The 17472-nt window shown below is 73.5% G+C and carries 14 protein-coding genes; 6 read left to right on the top strand and 8 right to left on the bottom strand.

Translation table 11 applies throughout. The features are described from left to right. Positions 1–43: 43 nt before the first annotated feature. Positions 44–643, bottom strand: coding sequence for a DM13 domain-containing protein (locus tag ACFWEJ_RS16715; protein ID WP_377230337.1), 600 nt, complete (start codon positions 641–643; stop codon positions 44–46). Between the two features lie 148 nt (positions 644–791). Here ACFWEJ_RS16715 and ACFWEJ_RS16720 point away from each other — a divergent pair, with 148 nt between their 5' ends. The 4 genes from ACFWEJ_RS16720 (at position 792) to ACFWEJ_RS16735 (ending at position 4859) form a co-directional block, all read left to right on the top strand. Continuing rightward, on the top strand, positions 792–1490 hold the full coding sequence (locus tag ACFWEJ_RS16720; protein WP_377230338.1) for a response regulator transcription factor: 699 nt from the start codon (positions 792–794) through the stop codon (positions 1488–1490). After that, positions 1487–2626 (top strand): sensor histidine kinase, encoded by a 1140-nt coding sequence (locus ACFWEJ_RS16725; RefSeq protein WP_377230339.1) that lies wholly within the window; start codon positions 1487–1489, stop codon positions 2624–2626. The genes ACFWEJ_RS16720 and ACFWEJ_RS16725 overlap by 4 nt, the downstream gene beginning before the upstream one ends. A 77-nt stretch (positions 2627–2703) precedes the next feature. After that, positions 2704–3636 (top strand): LLM class flavin-dependent oxidoreductase, encoded by a 933-nt coding sequence (locus ACFWEJ_RS16730; RefSeq protein ID WP_377230340.1) that lies wholly within the window; start codon positions 2704–2706, stop codon positions 3634–3636. Further along, positions 3633–4859, top strand: coding sequence for an MFS transporter (locus ACFWEJ_RS16735; RefSeq protein ID WP_377230341.1), 1227 nt, complete (start codon positions 3633–3635; stop codon positions 4857–4859). The genes ACFWEJ_RS16730 and ACFWEJ_RS16735 overlap by 4 nt, the downstream gene beginning before the upstream one ends. Here ACFWEJ_RS16735 and ACFWEJ_RS16740 read toward each other — a convergent pair. Beyond that, positions 4827–6293 (bottom strand): DUF222 domain-containing protein, encoded by a 1467-nt coding sequence (locus ACFWEJ_RS16740; RefSeq protein ID WP_377230342.1) that lies wholly within the window; start codon positions 6291–6293, stop codon positions 4827–4829. The genes ACFWEJ_RS16735 and ACFWEJ_RS16740 overlap by 33 nt on opposite strands. Before the next feature lie 378 nt (positions 6294–6671). Between ACFWEJ_RS16740 and ACFWEJ_RS16745 the strand changes: the two genes are divergently transcribed. Beyond that, positions 6672–7055, top strand: a complete 384-nt coding sequence (locus tag ACFWEJ_RS16745) for a VOC family protein (RefSeq protein ID WP_377230343.1) — start codon at positions 6672–6674, stop codon at positions 7053–7055. Positions 7056–7079: 24 nt separating this feature from the next. On the opposite strand, the gene ACFWEJ_RS16750 is transcribed toward ACFWEJ_RS16745, so the two are convergent. The 6 genes from ACFWEJ_RS16750 to ACFWEJ_RS16775 form a co-directional block, all read right to left on the bottom strand. Then, positions 7080–8261, bottom strand: a complete 1182-nt coding sequence (locus ACFWEJ_RS16750) for an ROK family protein (RefSeq protein ID WP_377230344.1) — start codon at positions 8259–8261, stop codon at positions 7080–7082. Between the two features lie 78 nt (positions 8262–8339). Continuing rightward, the gene (locus ACFWEJ_RS16755; RefSeq protein WP_377230345.1) at positions 8340–9698 is read right to left on the bottom strand and encodes an ABC transporter substrate-binding protein; all 1359 of its coding nucleotides are present in this window, start codon (positions 9696–9698) and stop codon (positions 8340–8342) included. Between the two features lie 13 nt (positions 9699–9711). Then, a complete protein-coding gene (locus tag ACFWEJ_RS16760) occupies positions 9712–10743 on the bottom strand; it encodes an acetylxylan esterase (RefSeq protein WP_377230346.1) in 1032 nt (343 codons plus the stop codon). Continuing rightward, positions 10740–13175, bottom strand: coding sequence for a glycoside hydrolase N-terminal domain-containing protein (locus ACFWEJ_RS16765; RefSeq protein ID WP_377230347.1), 2436 nt, complete (start codon positions 13173–13175; stop codon positions 10740–10742). The genes ACFWEJ_RS16760 and ACFWEJ_RS16765 overlap by 4 nt, the downstream gene beginning before the upstream one ends. Then, entirely contained in the window at positions 13172–14140 is a 969-nt protein-coding gene (locus tag ACFWEJ_RS16770; protein ID WP_377230348.1) for a carbohydrate ABC transporter permease, read from the bottom strand. Before ACFWEJ_RS16770 ends, ACFWEJ_RS16765 begins: the two co-directional genes overlap by 4 nt. Positions 14141–14185: 45 nt before the next feature. Next, complete coding sequence (locus ACFWEJ_RS16775; RefSeq protein ID WP_377230349.1) at positions 14186–15145, bottom strand: carbohydrate ABC transporter permease; 960 nt, start codon at positions 15143–15145, stop codon at positions 14186–14188. A gap of 110 nt (positions 15146–15255) precedes the next feature. On the opposite strand from ACFWEJ_RS16775, the gene ACFWEJ_RS16780 reads away from it, so the two are divergent. Beyond that, on the top strand, positions 15256–17439 hold the full coding sequence (locus tag ACFWEJ_RS16780; RefSeq protein WP_377230350.1) for an alpha-galactosidase: 2184 nt from the start codon (positions 15256–15258) through the stop codon (positions 17437–17439). Positions 17440–17472 lie beyond the last annotated feature (33 nt).

A 17472-nucleotide genomic window follows, 5' to 3' on the forward strand; every position in this document is an offset into this window, starting at 1 on the left:
CTGCGCGCCGTCGGCACCGACGGGACCCGCTACGGGTTCGGCCTCACGCTGTGCGCGGCGGAGCGCACCCCGGCGCGCGTGATCGTGCAGGGCACTGCGGGGGACGGACGACGTCACCGTGTACGAGGCGGACGAGCGGCTGGGGGGCCACGCGCACACGCACGAGCTGACCGGGGCGGACGGGGTGGGCCTTGGCCTTGTCGCAGTGGATGACGACGGTGTCGTAGTCCGTCACCTCCACGCCGTCCAGGGCGAAGGTCTGGGACGCCTCGTCGAACGCGACCACGTCGATCTCGGTGCCCGCGGCGACCGCCGCCTCGTCCGTGCCGTTCGTGAGGTACACGTGCAGGTCGGGGCCCTCGTCGGAGGAGTAGTCCGACAGGACCAGCTCGGTGTCGCTCACCTCGGCCGTGCCCGCGACGGCCTTGTCGTTGAGGCCCTCGAAGGTTCCGGTGCGGGCGGCCATGCCCATGTCGTCGGCCGCGTCGTCGGTCATGTCGTCGGACATGTCCTCGGACTGCTCCTGGGACGACATGGTCTGGTCGGACATCGCGTCGTCCGACCCGGCACCGGAGGTGCCGCAGGCCGTGAGCATCAGGGTGGCGGTCAGGACCGCCGCGCCGGCGAGTGCTGTCGTGCGCATGAGAAGTGCCTCTCTGTCGGGTTCGTCGGAGCAGTCGGCGGCGGGCGCCGCCGACGTCGTCGAACCTAGGCAGGGCGGGCTCCGGGACGCGGGAGTCTTGCAGAGGCGTAACAACTCGACCGGGGCGCTCGCGGTTACGCTGCCGGACATGGGAGCGCGCGTCGAGGTCATGGTCGTCGAGGACGACGAGACCGTCCTGGCCGTGGTCGCCGACTACCTGGGCGGCCGCGGGTACGCGGTCACGGCGCTGAGCGACGGGCTCGTGGCCCGGGACGCGCTCCGCACGGCGCGGCCGGACGTGCTGGTCCTGGACCGGATGCTGCCGGGCGTCAGCGGCGACGAGCTGTGCCGCGAGGTGCGCGCGGCCGCGCCGCGCACGCCGATCATCATGCTCACCGCCCTGGACGCCGTCGAGCAGCGGATCGACGGGCTGGAGCACGGCGCCGACGACTACGTGGTCAAGCCGTTCGCGCTGCGGGAGCTCCAGCTCCGGATCGACGCCCTGGTGCGGCGCAGCCGCGGGCTGCACGTCGCGCCGTCGCCGTTCACGCTGGGGCCGTTCCGCGTCGACCCCGCGCACCGCCGCATCTGGGCGGCCGACGTCGAGATGACCCTCACGTCCCGGGAGTACGAGCTGTTCCTCTTTTTGCTGCAGAACCCGGACCGCACCCTGACGCGGGACGACCTCCTGCGCGAGGTGTGGGGGTGGAGCTTCGGCGAGGAGTCCACGGTGACCGTCCACGTGCGGCGGCTCCGCGAGAAGATCGAGCCCGAGCCGCGCTACCCGCGCTACCTGCTCACCGAGTGGGGCCGCGGCTACCGGTTCACCGTCGGGGCCGCCGCATGATGCTCACCCCGGTCGACCTGCTGCTCATCCTCGCCACCGCCGCGGTGTGCACGGCGGCGATCACGCTGCTCGCGCTCCTGGTGCTGCGCCGCCGCCGGCAGCGCTCGGTCACCGCCCCGTTCGTGGTCCTGGTCGTCGCGGCGATCGCGTCCATCGTCTGCTCGACCCTCGCGATCGCGGCCCTGATGTACCTCTCGCTGCACGACCTGCAGGTGCTCCTGTGGGTGGTCGGCCTGTCCGCCGTGCTGAGCCTCACCGCGACCCTGCTCACGGCCCGCGCCGTGAGCCGGTCGTTCGCCCACCTGGGGGAGGCGGTCGAACGCGTGGGCCGCGGCGCCGTCGTCGGCCCGGAGGCGTACGCGGGCCGGGAGCTCGCCGACCTCTCCGCGCAGCTCGCCGTGGCCTCGGAGCGGCTCGCCGCGGCCCGCGCCGAGATCGAGCAGCTCGACGCCGCCCGCCGCCAGTTCTTCGCCTGGATCTCGCACGACCTGCGCACCCCGCTGACCGGGGTCAGCGCGCTGGCCGAGGCGCTGGACGACGGCGCCGTCGCGGACCCGGCCGACTACGTGCGGCGCATCCGGGTGCAGGTCGCCACGATGAACCGGCTGGTCGACGACCTGTTCGAGCTGTCGCAGATCCAGAGCGGCGCGCTGCGGCTCCGCCGGGAGGACGTCGCGCTGCTGGACGTCGTGTCCGACGCCGTGGCCGACGTGCACCAGCTCGCCGTCGCGAAGCAGATCCGTGTCGAGCACGCGGGGGTCGCCGGCCGGACGGTGCGCGCCGACCCGCACGAGCTGACCCGGGTGGTGGTGAACCTGCTGACCAACAGCATCCGCCACGCCCCGGAGGGGTCCGAGATCCTGGTCTCCGCCGACCAGGCCGGCGACCGGCTGGTGCTCTCCGTGCTCGACCAGGGCGGCGGCGTCGACGGTGAGGACCTCACGCGGATGTTCGAGATCGGCTGGCGGGCCAGTGCCGCCCGGACGGCCGACGCCGGGGCCGCCGGGTCGCCGGGCGCAGGGCTCGGGCTGGCGATCGTCCGCGGCATCGTCGAGGCGCACGGCGGGGACGTGCGCGCCGCGCACGTGCCGCAGGGTTTCCGGCTCGACGTCGCGCTGCCGGCTCCGGCTGGCTGAGACCGCGCGGCGGCGCCGGGCGCCGTCCGGCGTGGGCGGTTCGGCATGCCTCGAATCGATCTGATAGAACGTGCGCCATGACGTCTCCCCAGATCGGTGTCGTGCTCCCGCGCGATCTGCCCGCCGCCCAGGTGCTCCCGTACGCGCGCGCAGCGGAGCGGCTCGGCTTCGACGAGCTCTGGGTCGTGGAGGACCTGGGCTTCCGCGGCGGGCTGGTGCAGGCCGCCGCCGTGCTGGGCGCGACCGAGCGGATCCGCGTCGGCATCGGGATCCTCCCGGCCGCGGTGCGCAACCCCGCCTTCGCGGCGATGGAGATCGCCACGCTGGAGCAGCTCCACCCCGGCCGTACCGACGTCGGCGTCGGGCACGGGATGCCGGGCTGGATGCGCCAGGCCGGCGCCTGGCCCGAGCGGCCCCTCACCTTCCTCGCGGAGTACGTGACCACGCTCCGGACCCTGCTGGGCGGCGGGACGGTGGCCGGCGACCTGCGGCTCGACCCCTCGGCGGTGCCCGACGCCGTGCCGCCCCTGCTGCTCGGCGTGCGTGGCCCGCGGTCGCTGGCGGCGTCCGGCAGGGTCGCCGACGGCACCGTGCTCGCGGAGCCCGTCGCACCGCAGTACGCGGCAGCGGCGCTGGACGCGGTCGCCCCGCGGGGCGAGCACCGGCTGGTCGCGTACAACATCGGCGCCGTCGACGACGACGAGGCCGCCGCCCTGCGGACCGCCCGCCCCGGCCTGGAGTGGATCGGCGAGCCCGACTGGGCGCCGCGCGTGGCACCGCTTCCGTTCGCCGAGGAGTTCGCGGCCCTGCGCGCGTCGTCCGCCTCGCGCGCGGAGTTCGTCGAGCGCCTGCCCGACGAGTGGGTTGCCGGCCTCGCGCTGGCGGGCACGCCCGCCCAGGTACGGGCGCGGATCGACGAGCTCGGGCGCGCCGGCGTGACCTCCAGCGTGTTCATCCCCGCCGGGCCCGACCCGCTGGCGGCGCTCGACGCGCTGGCCCGGGTGCTGTGAGCGCGCACCTGACGCCGTCGGCCCAGCGCCGGCGGGCCGCGCTGTTCGTGTCCTTCTTCATGACCGGCGTGTCCATGGCGACCTGGGTCTCCCGCACGCCCGCCATCCGCGACGCGACCGGCTCGACCACGGCCGAGATGGGGCTCATCATCGCGGGGCTGTCCGCGGGCTCCATGGTGGGCATCGCCGTGGCCGGCACGCTGGTGGCCCGGCGCGGCGCCCGGTTCGTCGTGCTGTGGGGCATGGCCGCGATCGTGACCGGCGTCGCGGTGGTGGCGCTCGGCACCGCGACCGCGCAGGGCTGGCTCGTGGCCGTGGGCCTCGCGTCGTTCGGGTACGGCATGGGCTCGGGCGAGATCGGCCAGAACGTCGAGGGGGTCGACGTCGAGCGGGCGCTGCGGCGCACCGTCGTGCCGAGCCTGCACGGCAGCTACAGCCTCGGCGTCTGCGTGGGCGGGCTCGTCGGCCTGGGCGCGAGCGCCGCGGGCCTTCCGGTGCTCACGCACCTGGTGGCGGTGTCCGCGCTGACGGCGGTGGCCTCGGCGGCGCTGGTGGCCAACCTCGCGCCCGCCGTCGGCCGCGAGGACGCCGCCGCGGGGCAGCGCCGTCGGCCGCTCGGCGAGACCGTCGGCGCCTTCCTCGCGGTGTGGCGGGAGCGGCGCACCCTCGCGATCGGCGTAATCGTGCTGGGCATGGCGCTGGCCGAGGGGTCGGCGAACGACTGGCTGCCGCTGATCATGGTCGACGGCTTCGACCTGTCCGCCGCCACGGCGTCGCTGGTCTACGCGTTCTTCGGCCTGTCCATGGCGATCGGGCGGTTCAGCGGCGGCTTCTTCCTCGACCGGTTCGGCCGGGCGCCCGTGATGGTGGTCAGCGCCGGGCTCGCGATCGTCGGAATCGGCCTGGTGGCGTTCGCGCCGACGGCGGTGCTGGGTGCGGTGGGCGTGCTGCTCTGGGGGATCGGCGCCTCGCTCGGCTTCCCGGTGGCGCTCTCGGCGGCCGGCGACGATCCGCTGAACGCCGCGCGCCGCGTCAGCGCCGTCGCCACCGCGGGCTACACCGCGTTCCTGGTGGGGCCGCCCCTGCTCGGATTCGTCGGCGAGCACCTGACCCTGCGACTCGCGATCCTGCTGGTCATGGTGCTGGTCGCGGTCTCGGCGTGTTTCGCCCGCGCGGTCACCCCGCCCGTCCTAGTGGGTCCAGGAGAGGTCGAATCGAGGTGAATGGGCGCGGGCTCGACCAGGTGGTCCGTGGGCCGGGCGTGGTTGACGGGATGGTGGGCTCGGTCGGTAGGCGATCGCGCCGTGGGCGGGGGTGGTGTAGCAGCCGATCGAGTAGCGGCTGCGCGGGGTGCGGCCGGGTGCGGGGCCGGTCATGCCAACGGCCGGAGTCCACGCCGGTGTCGGAGGTGTCGGCGCGACCGAGACGTAGGTGTGCCCCGTCGGGGTGATGGTCTCGACCGCATGCCGCCCTCCGACCTGTGCCGTCTTCTGCTGCCAGCCCGGTGATTGCTTCGCGTGATTGCAGCGGGCGCACAGGCCTTGACCGTTGTCGAGGCTGGTCGAGCCACCCTCCGAGTGCGGGATGACGTGGTCAGTGTGTCGGATGGGGGCGTCGCACCAGGTGGTGGCGCAGATGCCCTGCTCACGCGCTCGCAGCAACGCCGCCAACCCCTGGGGGTGGAACCGGGATGTCGACGTCGTGGCCAGCAGTCGGCCGTGCGGGTTGACGTAGATGCTCCGCAGCCACGACGTGTCGGTATCGATCGCGTGCGCCGCCAGGTTTCGGGCCACGGGAGCCGGGATGACGCCCGCACCGGACGGGGCACCCTCGGTGATGACTCCGGGCTGGTTGCCGCCAGCCAGGAGGGTCTCGTCGGAGACGAGGAGGTTGATCGTGACCGGCACGTCCTCGGCACGGCCGGGCTCGCGACCGGTGAGGCGCTCAACCAGGGTGTCGGCCATGATCTGCCCGGTCCCGCGCTCGTCCCCGCCCGCCTTCGTGGCCTCGGCGTGGGTCTTGAGCTGCGTGTAGGCCTGGACGCCCTGTGCCATGGGGACCAGGGCGGTCAGGTAGACCATCAGGTCGGGTGCCGGACGCACGGAGACCCGCCGCTCCGAGACGGCCTTCGCGTTCCGCTTCACGCACGCGTGCACGTCCAGCCGGGCGGCGAGTTCCTTGATGCGGGCCACGAGTCGGCGGGTACCCATCCGGGCCAGTTCGGCCAGGTGGGCGGGGCCGCAGATCTCCTCGTCGATCAGCGCACGGTGCTCCAGGGACAGGTGGGACGTCTCCCGCACCAGGAGCGTGGCCCGCCACGGCGAGAGCACGCCGGCCTGCAGGGCTGCGAAGGTGTGGGGCATCTGCGTGACCCAGACCCGCGACGTGCTCACGAACCCGGCCCCTGCGTGCGGGCTGGTCCGTAGTGCGGCACCGACCTGGTTGGGCACACCGCGCCCACGCCGCTCGGCCCGGATGCTCTGCGCGGCTTCGTCGGCACGGGTGGCCTCGTCCAGTGCGACCGCGAGCCGGGCCTGGGTCGCGGTGATCGCGTTCTTGACGGCCTCCAACTCGCCGAGCAGGTCCACCCACTCGGCTTGGGCGGCACTCGAGGCAAGAGCACCAGATCCGATGTCAGTGGCACCGGGAAGGATCATGCCCGCCAGCAACTCCCGCACCGCCCGCACAGCCGCCACATCGACGACTCCGCCAGACGCGGACGCACCGGACGCCCCAGCACCATCGGGCAGCGCCGAGCGAGCAGGCTGTCCGCCCGCCGCCGTCAACACCTCACCCGTTCGCGTCATGCCATCAACTTATGGCACGCCCGTTCGCACCGCTCACCGAACCGACCCGATCTGCCGACAGCAGAAATCGGCTGCTCAACCCTGTGGACAAGCCCGGAAATCCAACGTCAGCGACCAGGATCTGCCCGCCCGCCTCGTCGATCGCGCCAGACGCTCGTCGCGGGTGCAGGAACTGCTGTCTGGCCGAATCTCCTGGACACGGCGGGCCAGGACCCTGACGGTGGGCACATGGCGAGACTTCACGACGTGGTGTTCGACTGCCGCCACCCCGCATCCCTGGCCCGGTTCTGGGCCCTCGTCCTCGACGGCTACGAGGTGGCCCCCTACGACGACGAGGAGCTCGCGCGCCTCCGCACCCTCGGCGTCCACGACCCGGAGGACGACCCGTCCGTGCTGGTCGAGGGGCCAGCCGGGGCGCCGCGCCTGTTCTTCAACGCCGTTCCCGAGCCCAAGACGGTCAAGAACCGCGTGCACCTCGACGTCCGCGCTCCCGACCGGGACGGCGAGGTGGCGCGCCTGGTCGCGGCGGGCGCGTCCGAGGTGGGCCGGCACGAGGACTGGGTGGTCCTGGCCGATCCCGAGGGCAACGAGTTCTGCGTCTTCCCCGAGTAGCGGCGCCCGAGGGCACGCACCCGCCTAGGCAGCAGTGGGCAGCAGCGCGTCCCGGAACGCCGCGACCGCCGCCCCGCACGCCCAGTCGATGAACGTGTGCCGCCGTACCGCCAGGCGGCAGTTCGCCGCCGCGCCGAACGCGTGCGCCGCGAACTCCTCGCGGATCCGCCGCTCGTACAGGTCGTACTCCATGACGCCCTCGCCCGCGATGACCACCACCTCCGGGTCCACCAGGTTGGCGGTGACCGCGAGGGCCGCGCCGATGGCGGTGCCCGCGCGGTCGAACGCGTCGACGGCGGTGCGGTCGCCCGCGTGCGCGAGGTCCACGGCGTCCGCGAGCGTGAGCGTGGCGTCGCCGTGGCCCGCCCGCACGGCGTCGCGGATGGCGCCCGAGGAGGCCACCGCCTCGACGCAGCCCCGGCGGCTGCACACGCACACGGCGTCGGGGGAGGCCAGGGGCAGGTGGCCGATCTCGCCGACGACGCCGTGCGCCCCGACCACGACGTCGCCGTTGACGTAGATGCCGCAGCCGATGCCAGCACCGATCGTGACGATGGCGAAGCTCTCCGCCTCCACGCCGAGCCCGAACCACTGCTCGGACCGGGCGAGCGCGCGCACGTCGTTGTCGACGATCACGGGCAGGTCGATCTGCCGGGCGACCTGCTCGCCCAGGGGCACGTTGGCCCACCCCAGCAGGGGGGAGTGGCGGACGACGCCGGAGCCGGTGTCGATGTCGCCCGACACCGAGACGCCGAGGCCGACGAGCCGGTCGGCGCTGTCGCCGAGCTTGTCGATCAGCCGGCGTGCGCAGCGGACGATCTCGCGCACCACCGTTTCGGGGTCGTGCCGGTCGAGCGCGCGCCGGGTGGAGGTGAGCACCTCGTTGCCGATGCTCACCGCGACGGCCACGATCTCGTCGGCGTTGACCTTGACGCCGATGGCCAGCATGGAGCGGGGCACCACGCTCAGCGGGTAGACGGGGCGGCCAGGCGACGAGCTCTCGGCGTGCTCGCCGACCGTCACGAACCCGTCGCGGATCAGCGGGCTGACCGTCTTGGTCACCTTCGCCTGCGACAGGCCGGTCAGCCGGCCGATCTCGATCCTGCTCACCGGGCCGTGCGTGATGATGCGCGTGAAGATCTCCGCCGACGTCGTCGTGCGCAGCTTGGGGCGGCGCGGCGGCGTCGGGGGCGGCGTGGCACTCATGGGAAACCTCGTCCTCGGCCTGGGTGCGGCACGAGCCTGGGCGCGGCGCGCGAGGCGCCGCACCCAGGCCGGCCGGCACTACTTGGAAAGGATCTCGTGGGCCTTGTCCGCGGCCTCCTGCCAGACGTCGTCGTCACGCTGGTGGCTGTAGTACGCCTCGAACAGCGGCTGCAGCTCCGACTTGAGCTCGGCGCCGTTGGTGTAGGCCAGCGACGGCTCGAGCTCCTCGTTCTTCGCGTAGTCCACGAAGACGCTCAGGTCGATGCCCTTGTCGAGCTGGTCGGCGGCGAGCGCGTCCATGGCCGACGGGATGGACGGGAAGAACGAGCCCGACGTCAGCGCGGCGCTCTCCTGGCACTCGGCCGTGCCCATGAACGACATCCAGTCCCAGGCCGCCTGCTTGACCTTGCTGCCCGACCAGAGCATGTTGCCGTTGGAGTTGCTCATCACCACGCGGGTCTCGCCGTCCGGGCCGAGCACGTTGGGCGCGATGCCGACCGACATGTCGGGCAGCTTGGCGAACGTCGTCGCCGACCACGAGCCGCCGGAGATCATCGCGACCGAGCCCGAGCCGAGCTGCTCGGTGTCGCCGACGGTGAACTGGCCGAACTCCGGGGCGAGGCCCCGGTCGGACAGGCCACGCAGGTAGTCCATGGTGTCGGTGAACGCCGGGTCGTCGAAGGCGAAGGACGTCGGCCAGGCGGCCGGCTCGCGCATCGTCCAGTCGGACGCGGCGGCGAACTGGTACCAGGTGGTCTGCCCCAGGTAGTCGGCCGTGCCGAGCGCCCCGATGCCGTAGACCGCGACCTTGTCCTTGTCGAAGCCCTTCTCGTCGCCGCGCTTGCCGTTCTCGTCGACCGTGAGGTGCGCGACCACCTTGTCGAAGGTGCCGCCGTCCTCGGGGTTCCAGGTCATGTTCTGTACGTCGTCCTCCGTGAGGCCCGCGTCCTTGAGCATGTCCTTGTTGTAGTAGAACGCCGACCCGGCCCAGTCGAGCGGCAGGGCGTACTGCTTGTCGTCCGTGTACGTGAAGGCGGGGACGCCCACGTTGAACACGCCCAGGTCGTAGTCCGACGCGGCGATGTAGTCGTCGAGCGGCTCGAGCTGGCCCTGCTTCGCGTACGAGTCGAGGAACTCCACGCTGTTCTGGAACGTGTCGGGGGCGTTGCCCGCGACGAAGCCCGCCGTCAGCTTGGTGAAGTAGTCGTCCACCGCGTACTGGGTGATGTTGACCGTGATGTCGGGGTACTTCTCCTGGAACGCGGGCAGGCAGGTCTTGTACGACTCCGCCTGCTTCTCGTCCCAGGTCCACCAGTTGACGGTGCCCGCGTGGGCGCCCTCCTCGGCCGCTCCGCCGGCCGAGCCGCCCGCGCAGGCGGCCAGCGAGACGGTGACAGCGGCTGCAGCGACGATGCTCAGCATGTGCTTCGGTTTCATGATTCCTCTTCGATCAAAGGACCGGGTGGGTTCGGTTCGGGTTGACAGGGCCGGCGGCCGTCCCGAGCAGGCGGCCGAGCACGTCGAGCGCGCCCAGCCGGTCGAGGCTGCCGCCGGCGTCATGGCCGTTGGCCGGCCAGACGGTGATGTCGTGCTGCGCCGCGTACTCGTTGTGCGCGGCGAACACGGTTTCGGGGGGAGTGATGTCGTCGTCGAGCCCGCAGGAGAACCAGGCGGGCGTGCGCGCGAGGCGCGCGAAGTTGACCACGTCCACGTAGCGGAGCGTGGCCAGGGCGCGCTCGCGGCGCGCCCGGTCCCGGGCCAGCAGGTCGGCGAGCTCCCGGTAGGGCCCCTGCGCGCTCAGCGTGAGCGCGCCCGGGAGGTCCGCGAGGAACGGCGCCTGGGCGAGCACCCCCGCCACGTCGTCGGCGAGGTACCCGGCGGCCAGCGCGATCCCGGCGCCCTGGCTGTTGCCGAGCACCACCACGCGGCCGGGGTCGACGCCCGGCAGCAGCCGGACGGCGTCCACGGCGCGGGCCGCGTCCGTGAGGACGCGCCGGTAGTAGTAGCCGGCCGGATCCGCGAGGCCGCGCGTGATGTAGCCCGTGCTGTCGCCCCACGGGCCGTCCGGTGTCGAGCCGTCGCCCTGGCCGCGGGTGTCCATGACCAGGTGGGCGTAGCCCGCCGCGGCCCAGGTCAGGTCGTCGATCGCGTGCCCGCGCCCCGCGCCGTACCCGGTGAAGTGCACGACGGCGGGCAGCAGTCCGTCGCGGTGCCGCGGGAGGCGCAGCCACCCGCGCACCGGGTCGCCGCCGAACCCGGGAAAGGTCACGTCCAGCACGTCGATCGCGCCGAGCGGGGTCTCCACGGGGACGGCGGACGGCGGCGCGTCGTACCGCCGGGCCTGCGCGAGGGTGTCGCGCCAGAACGCGGCGAAGTCGTCCGGCAGCTCCTGCGTCGAGCGGTAGGCGCGCAGGGCGGGCTCGCGGGGGTCCGAGGTCGCGACGGACGCGGGCAGGTCCGCTGTCAGGGCGGACGTCGTCATGACGCCTCCCCGAACAGGTCGCCGCCGTCGACGGCCGAGCCCACGGGCACCGTCCGGGTCTGCCCCGCGAAGCTCACGACGACGTCGCGCGGACCCGCCCCGACGACGTCGTGCAGGCGCAGCGCGACCGGGCGGCCGCCCCGCCAGTCGAGGTCCACCGCGACGCCCCCGCGGGTGCGCACGCCGGTGATCCGGCCGTCGGGCCACGCCGCCGGCAGGGCGGGCAGCAGGCGGACCGGGCTTTCGGACGTGCCCTCGCCGGTGCCGACCAGCATCTCGGCGATCGCCGCGGCGAGGCCGAAGTTGCCGTCGATCTGGAACGGCGGGTGCGTCGAGAACAGATTCGGCAGCAGGCCGCCCCACTCCGAGCCGTCCGGCGGGGCGTCGAGGTCGGGGTCCCCCGGGTAGGGGGTGGTCGCCTCGCGCAGCAGGTCGCGCGCGACGTCGCCGTCGCCCAGGCGGGCCCGCATCGCGATCTTCCACGACCAGGACCAGCCCATGGCCCCCGGCCCGCGGGCGTCGAGGGTCCGGCGGGCGGCGTCGGCCAGCTCCGGGGTGCGCTCCACGTCGATGGCGTGCAGCGGGTGCAGCCCGATCAGGTGCGAGAGGTGGCGGTGGTGCGGTTCGAGCGAGCCAGAGTCGTCGCCCCACTCGTACAGGGTGCCGTCGTCCGCCACGCGCAGCGGCGCGATGCGGGGCAGCGCGGCGCGGATCTCGTCGAGCAGTGCTGCGTCCGCCCCGCCCACGGCCTCCGCGGCCGCGAGTGTGCGTTCGAGCGTCGCCCGGATCAGGCTGAGGTCCATCGCGGACGACGCGCCGACGGCGCCGGACGTGCCGTCGGCACGGAGGAAGAAGTTCTCGGGCGACGTCGACGGCGAGGTGCCGAGCGTGCCGTCCGCCCCGGTCACCAGCCAGTCGAGCGCGAAGGCGCTCGCGCCCAGCAGCAGCGGCAGCACCCGCCCCGCGAGCTCGTCGCGGTCGCGGCCGTACTCCCAGCGCTGCCACAGGTGGTCCGCGAGCCACAGGCCGCCCATCGGCCAGAACGCCCACGACGTGGGGCTGTGTCCCGCGCCGACGGGCAGCGCGTACCCCCACGGGTCCGTGTTGTGGTGCGCCACCCAGCCGCGGGCGCCGTAGAGCGCGCCGGCCACGGCACGGCCCTCGCCGGCGACCCGCTCGATCAGGTCCAGCAGCGGCTCGTGCAGCTCGCCCAGGCCGGTGCGCTCGGCGAGCCAGTAGTTCATCTGGGTGTTGATGTTGATCGTGTAGTTGGACGACCACGGCGGCCGCATCGACGCGTTCCAGATGCCCTGCAGGTTGGCCGGCGGCGAGCCGGGCTGCGACGACGAGACGAGCAGGTAACGGCCGTACGCGTAGATCACGCGCGCCAGGGCCTGGTCGTCCGCGTCGGCCAGCAGGGCGGCGACGTCGACAGGCCCGTCGTCGGGCGCGTCGAGCTCCAGCCCGGACCGGCCCAGCAGCTCGCGCGCGGCGGCCTCGTGTCGCGCGCGCAGCGCCCCGGCGTCGGACGTCGCGACCTCCCGCGCGCGCCGGACGGCGTGCGCGACGAGCTCGGCGCGCGGCGCCTGCGGCTCGTGCCGCCACCAGCGGCGCGCGTTGGTCTCGCTCGTGACGGCGAGCAGGACGCGGTGCGCCCCGGTGATCACGACCTTGTGCGCCCCGGCGTCCTCGGCCGGCACGACGGTCGCCGCACCGTCGGAGTGCACGGCCACGGCCACGGCGGCGGCCGGGTCGAACCCGGATCCCGGCCCGTCCTCCCGCCAGACGTGCGCGACGGCGTCGGGCTCGTGCGACGGCGCGCCGTCGACCGGTGTCTCCACCAGCAGGGACAGGTGTGCGAGACCGCCGTCGGACACCCCGGCGTCCGAGCCCGCGACCCGCAGCGGCGACCGGAGCCGCACCACCGCGGAGACGGGGGCGTCGGCCACGAGCTCGACCAGGAGCGCGCCGTCGGCCGCGGAGACCCAGGTGCTGCGGCGCACGGGCACGCCGTCCAGCAGGAAGGTCTCGTCGACCACCGCGGACGAGAGGTCGAGCACTCGCTCGTACCCCGCCGCATCGATCCGGCCGAGGTCCAGGTGGAGGTCGCCGAGGGGCAGGAACTCCTGGCTCCACGGGCCCTCGAAGGTGCGCAGCAGGCGCTCGGTCTCGTCGTCGTCGTGCCGGGCGACGGCGTCCCGCACCTGGGCGAGGCGCTCGGGACCCGCGCCGCCCGCGACGACGGCGTCGAGCGCGCGCCGCGGACCGTCGGGCGTGCCCGACCACAGCGACGCGTCGTTGAGGCCGATGCGGCCGCGGGCGTCGCCGAGCACCATGCCGCCGATCTCTCCGTTGCCCACGGGCGTCGCCTCGCCCCAGCGGGCGGCGGGCGCGGTCCAGCGCAGGCGGACCGGGCGCGGTGCGGCACTCACTTGAGCCCCGAGAAGCCGATGGAGTCCACGATCCGGCGGCCGAACGCGAGGAACAGCACCAGCATGGGCAGCGCCGCGACGAGCGTGGCGGCCATCAGGCCCGCCCAGTCCGGCGCGGCCTGCGGCGACGACTGCTTGAACACGGCCAGGGCGAGCGTGAGCGGGCGCACGCTGTCGTCGCTGGTGACGAGGAGCGGCCAGAAGTAGTCGTTCCAGGCGCCGATGAAGCCCAGGATGGACAGCGTGGTCACGGGCCCCGACGTCATCGGCAGCGTGATCTGGAACAGCACGCGCAGCCGGCTCGCGCCGTCGATCAGCGCGGCCTCCTCGATCTCGCGGCTCAGGCCGAGCATGAACTGGCGCAGGAAGAAGATGTTGAACGCCGAGAACAGCGCCCCGGGCAGGATCAGCCCGCCGAACGTGTTGAGCAGGCCCAGGTCCTTGATCAGCACGAAGTTCGGCAGGAGCGTCAGGATGCCGGGCACCATGAGCGCCGTGAGCAAGATCGAGAACACCAGGTCGCGCCCGGGCCACTCCAGGCGAGCGAACGCGTAGGCCGCGATCAGCGAGAAGAACACGACCAGGCCGGTCGACAGGGTCGCGAAGATCAGCGAGTTCAGCGCGAAGTGCAGGATGTTGATGCTGGCGCCCGAGCCGCCCTCCGCGAGCGACTCCGCCGACGTCGCGATGCCGAGCACCCGGCGGAACGCGCCGAACGTGAAGTCGACCGGCAGCAGCGACGACGGGTGGGTGATCAGCGCGTAGTTGTTCGAGAACGACGTGCGCAGGATCCAGTAGAACGGGAAGAGCGTCACCAGCACGACGCCGCCGAGGTAGGTCCAGGCGACGGCGCGCCCCAGGCTGGGGCGGCGGCGGGACGGCGCCGGGCGGGTGCCGGCACGGTTCGTGGGACGGGCGGCGGGCCGGACGGCGGTGGCCGGTGCAGCGGATGCGGATGCGGACATGCGTGGGTTCCTCACTGGTTCGGGGCGGCGCGGACGGGCGACGGGTCAGTCGGTGTCGGACTCGTCGGCGCGCAGCAGGCGCATCTGCAGGAAGGTGATGGCGATGAGCATCGCGAACAGCGCGAGCGACATCGTGGCGGCGTAGCCGAACTCGAACTGGCCGAACGCCTTGTCGTAGATGTAGAGCTGCAGCACGTTGGACGCGCGCGCCGGGCCGCCCTGGGTGGTCACGGCCACGAGGTCGAAGACCTGGAACGAGCCGATCACGGTCAGCACCAGCACCATCGCCAGCACGGGCCGCAGCAGGGGCAGCGTGAGGCGGCGGAACATCTGCATCTCGTTCGCGCCGTCGATCCGCCCCGCCTCGTAGACGGTCGGCGGGATGGTCTGCAGGCCGGCGAACACGATGATCGCGTTGTAGCCCATGCCCTTCCAGACGCTGATCAGCGCGATGGTGGGGATGGCCCACTTGCTGGAGCCCAGGAAGAAGACCGGGTCGAACCCGAGCTGGCGGATGGCGATGTTCACGATGCCGAGCTGCGCGTCGAGCATCCAGGACCACGTGGTCGCGGCGACGACGCCGGAGATGAGGAACGGCAGGATGATGACGCCGCGCAGCATGGTGGAGGCCGTGAGCCGGTGCAGCACCACGGCCGTCGTGACCGAGAGCGTCATGCCGATCACGACCGACAGGAGCACGAAGTACGCCGTCACGCCGAGCGAGTGCCAGAACACTTCGTCGGCCACGAGCCGCTTCAGGTTGTCCAGGCCGGTCCACTCCGGCGGGGTGAGCACCCGGAAGTCGGTGAAGCTCAGGTAGATCCCGCGCAGCGTCGGGTAGGCCGCGAAGGCCAGGAAGCCGATGACGGCCGGGGCGATGAGGACCCAGGCCAGCCGCGCGTCCCCGCGGTGGGCGGGCGAACCGGAGCGGCGCACCGGCCCGTTCTTGCGTTCGCGTCCGGCCGCGGTTCGCCCGCTCGCCGGGGTCGTGGTGGAGATCGCCATCGGCCTCATCCCTCGTCGTCGAAGTGCAGGAGGTAGGCACCTCGCTTGCTGCCGAGAGCGTAGGGCGACTAAGTTTCCGCTGTCAAGAAAGTCTATTCGGGGTGGTGAAGATGTCTGCTGGTGATGAATACGCGGTGCTGCGCGCTGCCGGGGTGTCGCTCGTGCTCGATCTCGCGGGCGAGATGCCCCGGGTGCTCCACTGGGGTGAGGACCTCGGCGACGTCGGCCCCGACGGCGTCGCCGCGCTGCGCGAGTCCGCGGTGACGGCGCGGGTCGCCAACTCCCCGGAGGCGCCGCGCGCGCTCACGCTGCTGCCCGTCGAGCGGGACACCTGGTCCGGCCTCCCGGGCCTGGAGGGCCACCGCGCCGGGACGGCGACGACGCCGCGCCCGGAGCTGGTGGGGGCGCGCGTGGAGGTCCCGGCCGACGGCGTCGGCGGCACGGTGCGCCTGGACGTGCGCGAGCCCGTCGCGGACCTCGTGCTCGCGGCCGAGGTGGAGCTGGAGGCCACGGGCGTGCTGCGGGTGCGGTGGACCGTGACCGCGGGGCCGGACGGCGCCGACGTCTACGACCTCTCGCACGTCGTGGCGCTGCTGCCGCTGCCGGCGCGCGCCACGGAGGTGCTCGACTTCAGCGGGCGCTGGAGCCGGGAGCGGCAGCCGCAGCGGCTGCCGCTGGTGGACGGCACGCACCTGCGCGAGGTGCGCCGGGGCAAGCCGGGGCTCGACTCGCCGTACCTGGTCGCCGTCGGCACGCCGGGCTTCGCCCACCGCTCGGGCGAGGTCTGGGCGGCCCACGTGGCGTGGAGCGGCGACCAGCGCTGGATCGTGCAGCGCCTGTCCGAGGGTGCCGGCGCGCACGCGGCCGTGCTCGGCGGCGGCGAGCTGCTGCGCCCCGGCGAGGTGCGGCTGGCCCCGGGCGAGAGCTACGCGGCGCCCGACGTGCTGTTCGCGTGGTCGGACGCCGGGTTGGACGGCCTCGCCGACCGGTTCCACCGCCGCACCCGTGCGCGCCGTCCGCGGCGGGCGCCGCAGCCCCTGGTGCTCAACACGTGGGAGGCCGTCTACTTCGACCACGACCTGGGCCGCCTCGGCGAGCTCGTGGACCGCGCCGCCCGCGTGGGCGTGGAGCGGATCGTGCTCGACGACGGCTGGTTCCGTGGCCGGCGGGACGACACGGCGGGCCTCGGCGACTGGCAGATCGAGGCGGACGTCTGGCCCGACGGGCTCGACCCGTTCGTGGCGCGGGTGCGCGAGGCGGGGATGGAGTTCGGGCTGTGGTTCGAGCCCGAGATGGTCAACCTCGACTCCGACCTGGCGCGCCTGCACCCCGAGTGGCTGCTGGCGCCGTCGGCGGGCGTGGGTCCGAGCTTCCGCAACCAGTACGTGCTCGACGTCGCGCACCCCGACGCGTACGCCTACCTGCTGGAGTCGATCTCGAAGCTGGTGGAGCGCTACGAGATCGCCTACATCAAGTGGGACCACAACCGGGAGCTGCACGAGGCGGTGGTCCGCGGCGGCGCCGCCGGGGACCGGCCGGGGGTGCGGCGGCAGACGCTGGCGCTCTACGCCCTGCTCGACGAGCTGCACCTGCGGCACCCGGGCCTGGAGATCGAGAGCTGCGCGTCGGGCGGCGGGCGGATCGACCTCGGCATCCTGGACCGCACCGAGCGGGTGTGGACGTCGGACTGCAACGACCCCGTGGAGCGCCAGCAGATCCAGCTCTGGAGCGAGCTGCTGCTGCCGCCGGAGCTGCTGGGCTCGCACGTGGGCGCGGCACGGGCGCACACCACGAACCGGGTCACCGACCTGTCCTTCCGGCTGGTGACGGCGGCGTTCGCCGCGCCGGGGATCGAGTGGGACATCACGGGCTGCACCGAGGACGAGATGGAGCGGCTCACGTCCTGGGCCGCGTTCGTCACGTCGCGGCGGGACCTGCTGCACGGGGGAGTGCGCGTGCACGCGGACCTCGCCGACGAGCAGACGCTGCTGCACGGCACCGTGGCCGAGGACGGCGCGCGGGCGCTGTTCGCGTGGGTGCGGCTGGCGACCTCGGCCGGGCCGCAGACGGCGCGGGTGCCGTTCCCGGGCCTCGACCGGGACCGCGACTACGTGGTGCGGGTGCCGGACGCGTTCGGCCCGGCCGCGATGCACGGTCAGGAGCCCGCGTGGATCGCGCGGGCCCGCGACGCCGAGGGCTTCCGGGTGTCCGGCGCGCTCCTCGCCGGCGCCGGCCTGACGCTGCCGGTGCTGCACCCGGCGTCGGGCATGGTGCTGGAGCTGACGGCAGACTGAACGTGTCAGACGCTCAGGTCCCCGGAGGGACCT

Origin of the sequence: Promicromonospora sp. NPDC060204, assembly GCF_042728455.1 — a bacterium.
GTDB lineage: Bacteria > Actinomycetota > Actinomycetes > Actinomycetales > Cellulomonadaceae > Promicromonospora.

What these genes read in the sequence shown, in the direction of transcription:
- ACFWEJ_RS16740 (WP_377230342.1), bottom strand. Translation starts at nt 6,293, where the DNA reads ATGATCCTTCCCGGTGCCACTGACATCGGATCTGGTGCTCTTGCCTCG.
- ACFWEJ_RS16720 (WP_377230338.1), top strand. Translation starts at nt 792, where the DNA reads ATGGGAGCGCGCGTCGAGGTCATGGTCGTCGAGGACGACGAGACCGTC.
- ACFWEJ_RS16730 (WP_377230340.1), top strand. Translation starts at nt 2,704, where the DNA reads ATGACGTCTCCCCAGATCGGTGTCGTGCTCCCGCGCGATCTGCCCGCC.
- ACFWEJ_RS16715 (WP_377230337.1), bottom strand. Translation starts at nt 643, where the DNA reads ATGCGCACGACAGCACTCGCCGGCGCGGCGGTCCTGACCGCCACCCTG.
- ACFWEJ_RS16770 (WP_377230348.1), bottom strand. Translation starts at nt 14,140, where the DNA reads ATGTCCGCATCCGCATCCGCTGCACCGGCCACCGCCGTCCGGCCCGCC.
- ACFWEJ_RS16750 (WP_377230344.1), bottom strand. Translation starts at nt 8,261, where the DNA reads ATGAGTGCCACGCCGCCCCCGACGCCGCCGCGCCGCCCCAAGCTGCGC.
- ACFWEJ_RS16745 (WP_377230343.1), top strand. Translation starts at nt 6,672, where the DNA reads ATGGCGAGACTTCACGACGTGGTGTTCGACTGCCGCCACCCCGCATCC.
- ACFWEJ_RS16755 (WP_377230345.1), bottom strand. Translation starts at nt 9,698, where the DNA reads ATGAAACCGAAGCACATGCTGAGCATCGTCGCTGCAGCCGCTGTCACC.
- ACFWEJ_RS16725 (WP_377230339.1), top strand. Translation starts at nt 1,487, where the DNA reads ATGATGCTCACCCCGGTCGACCTGCTGCTCATCCTCGCCACCGCCGCG.
- ACFWEJ_RS16760 (WP_377230346.1), bottom strand. Translation starts at nt 10,743, where the DNA reads ATGACGACGTCCGCCCTGACAGCGGACCTGCCCGCGTCCGTCGCGACC.
- ACFWEJ_RS16775 (WP_377230349.1), bottom strand. Translation starts at nt 15,145, where the DNA reads ATGGCGATCTCCACCACGACCCCGGCGAGCGGGCGAACCGCGGCCGGA.
- ACFWEJ_RS16780 (WP_377230350.1), top strand. Translation starts at nt 15,256, where the DNA reads ATGTCTGCTGGTGATGAATACGCGGTGCTGCGCGCTGCCGGGGTGTCG.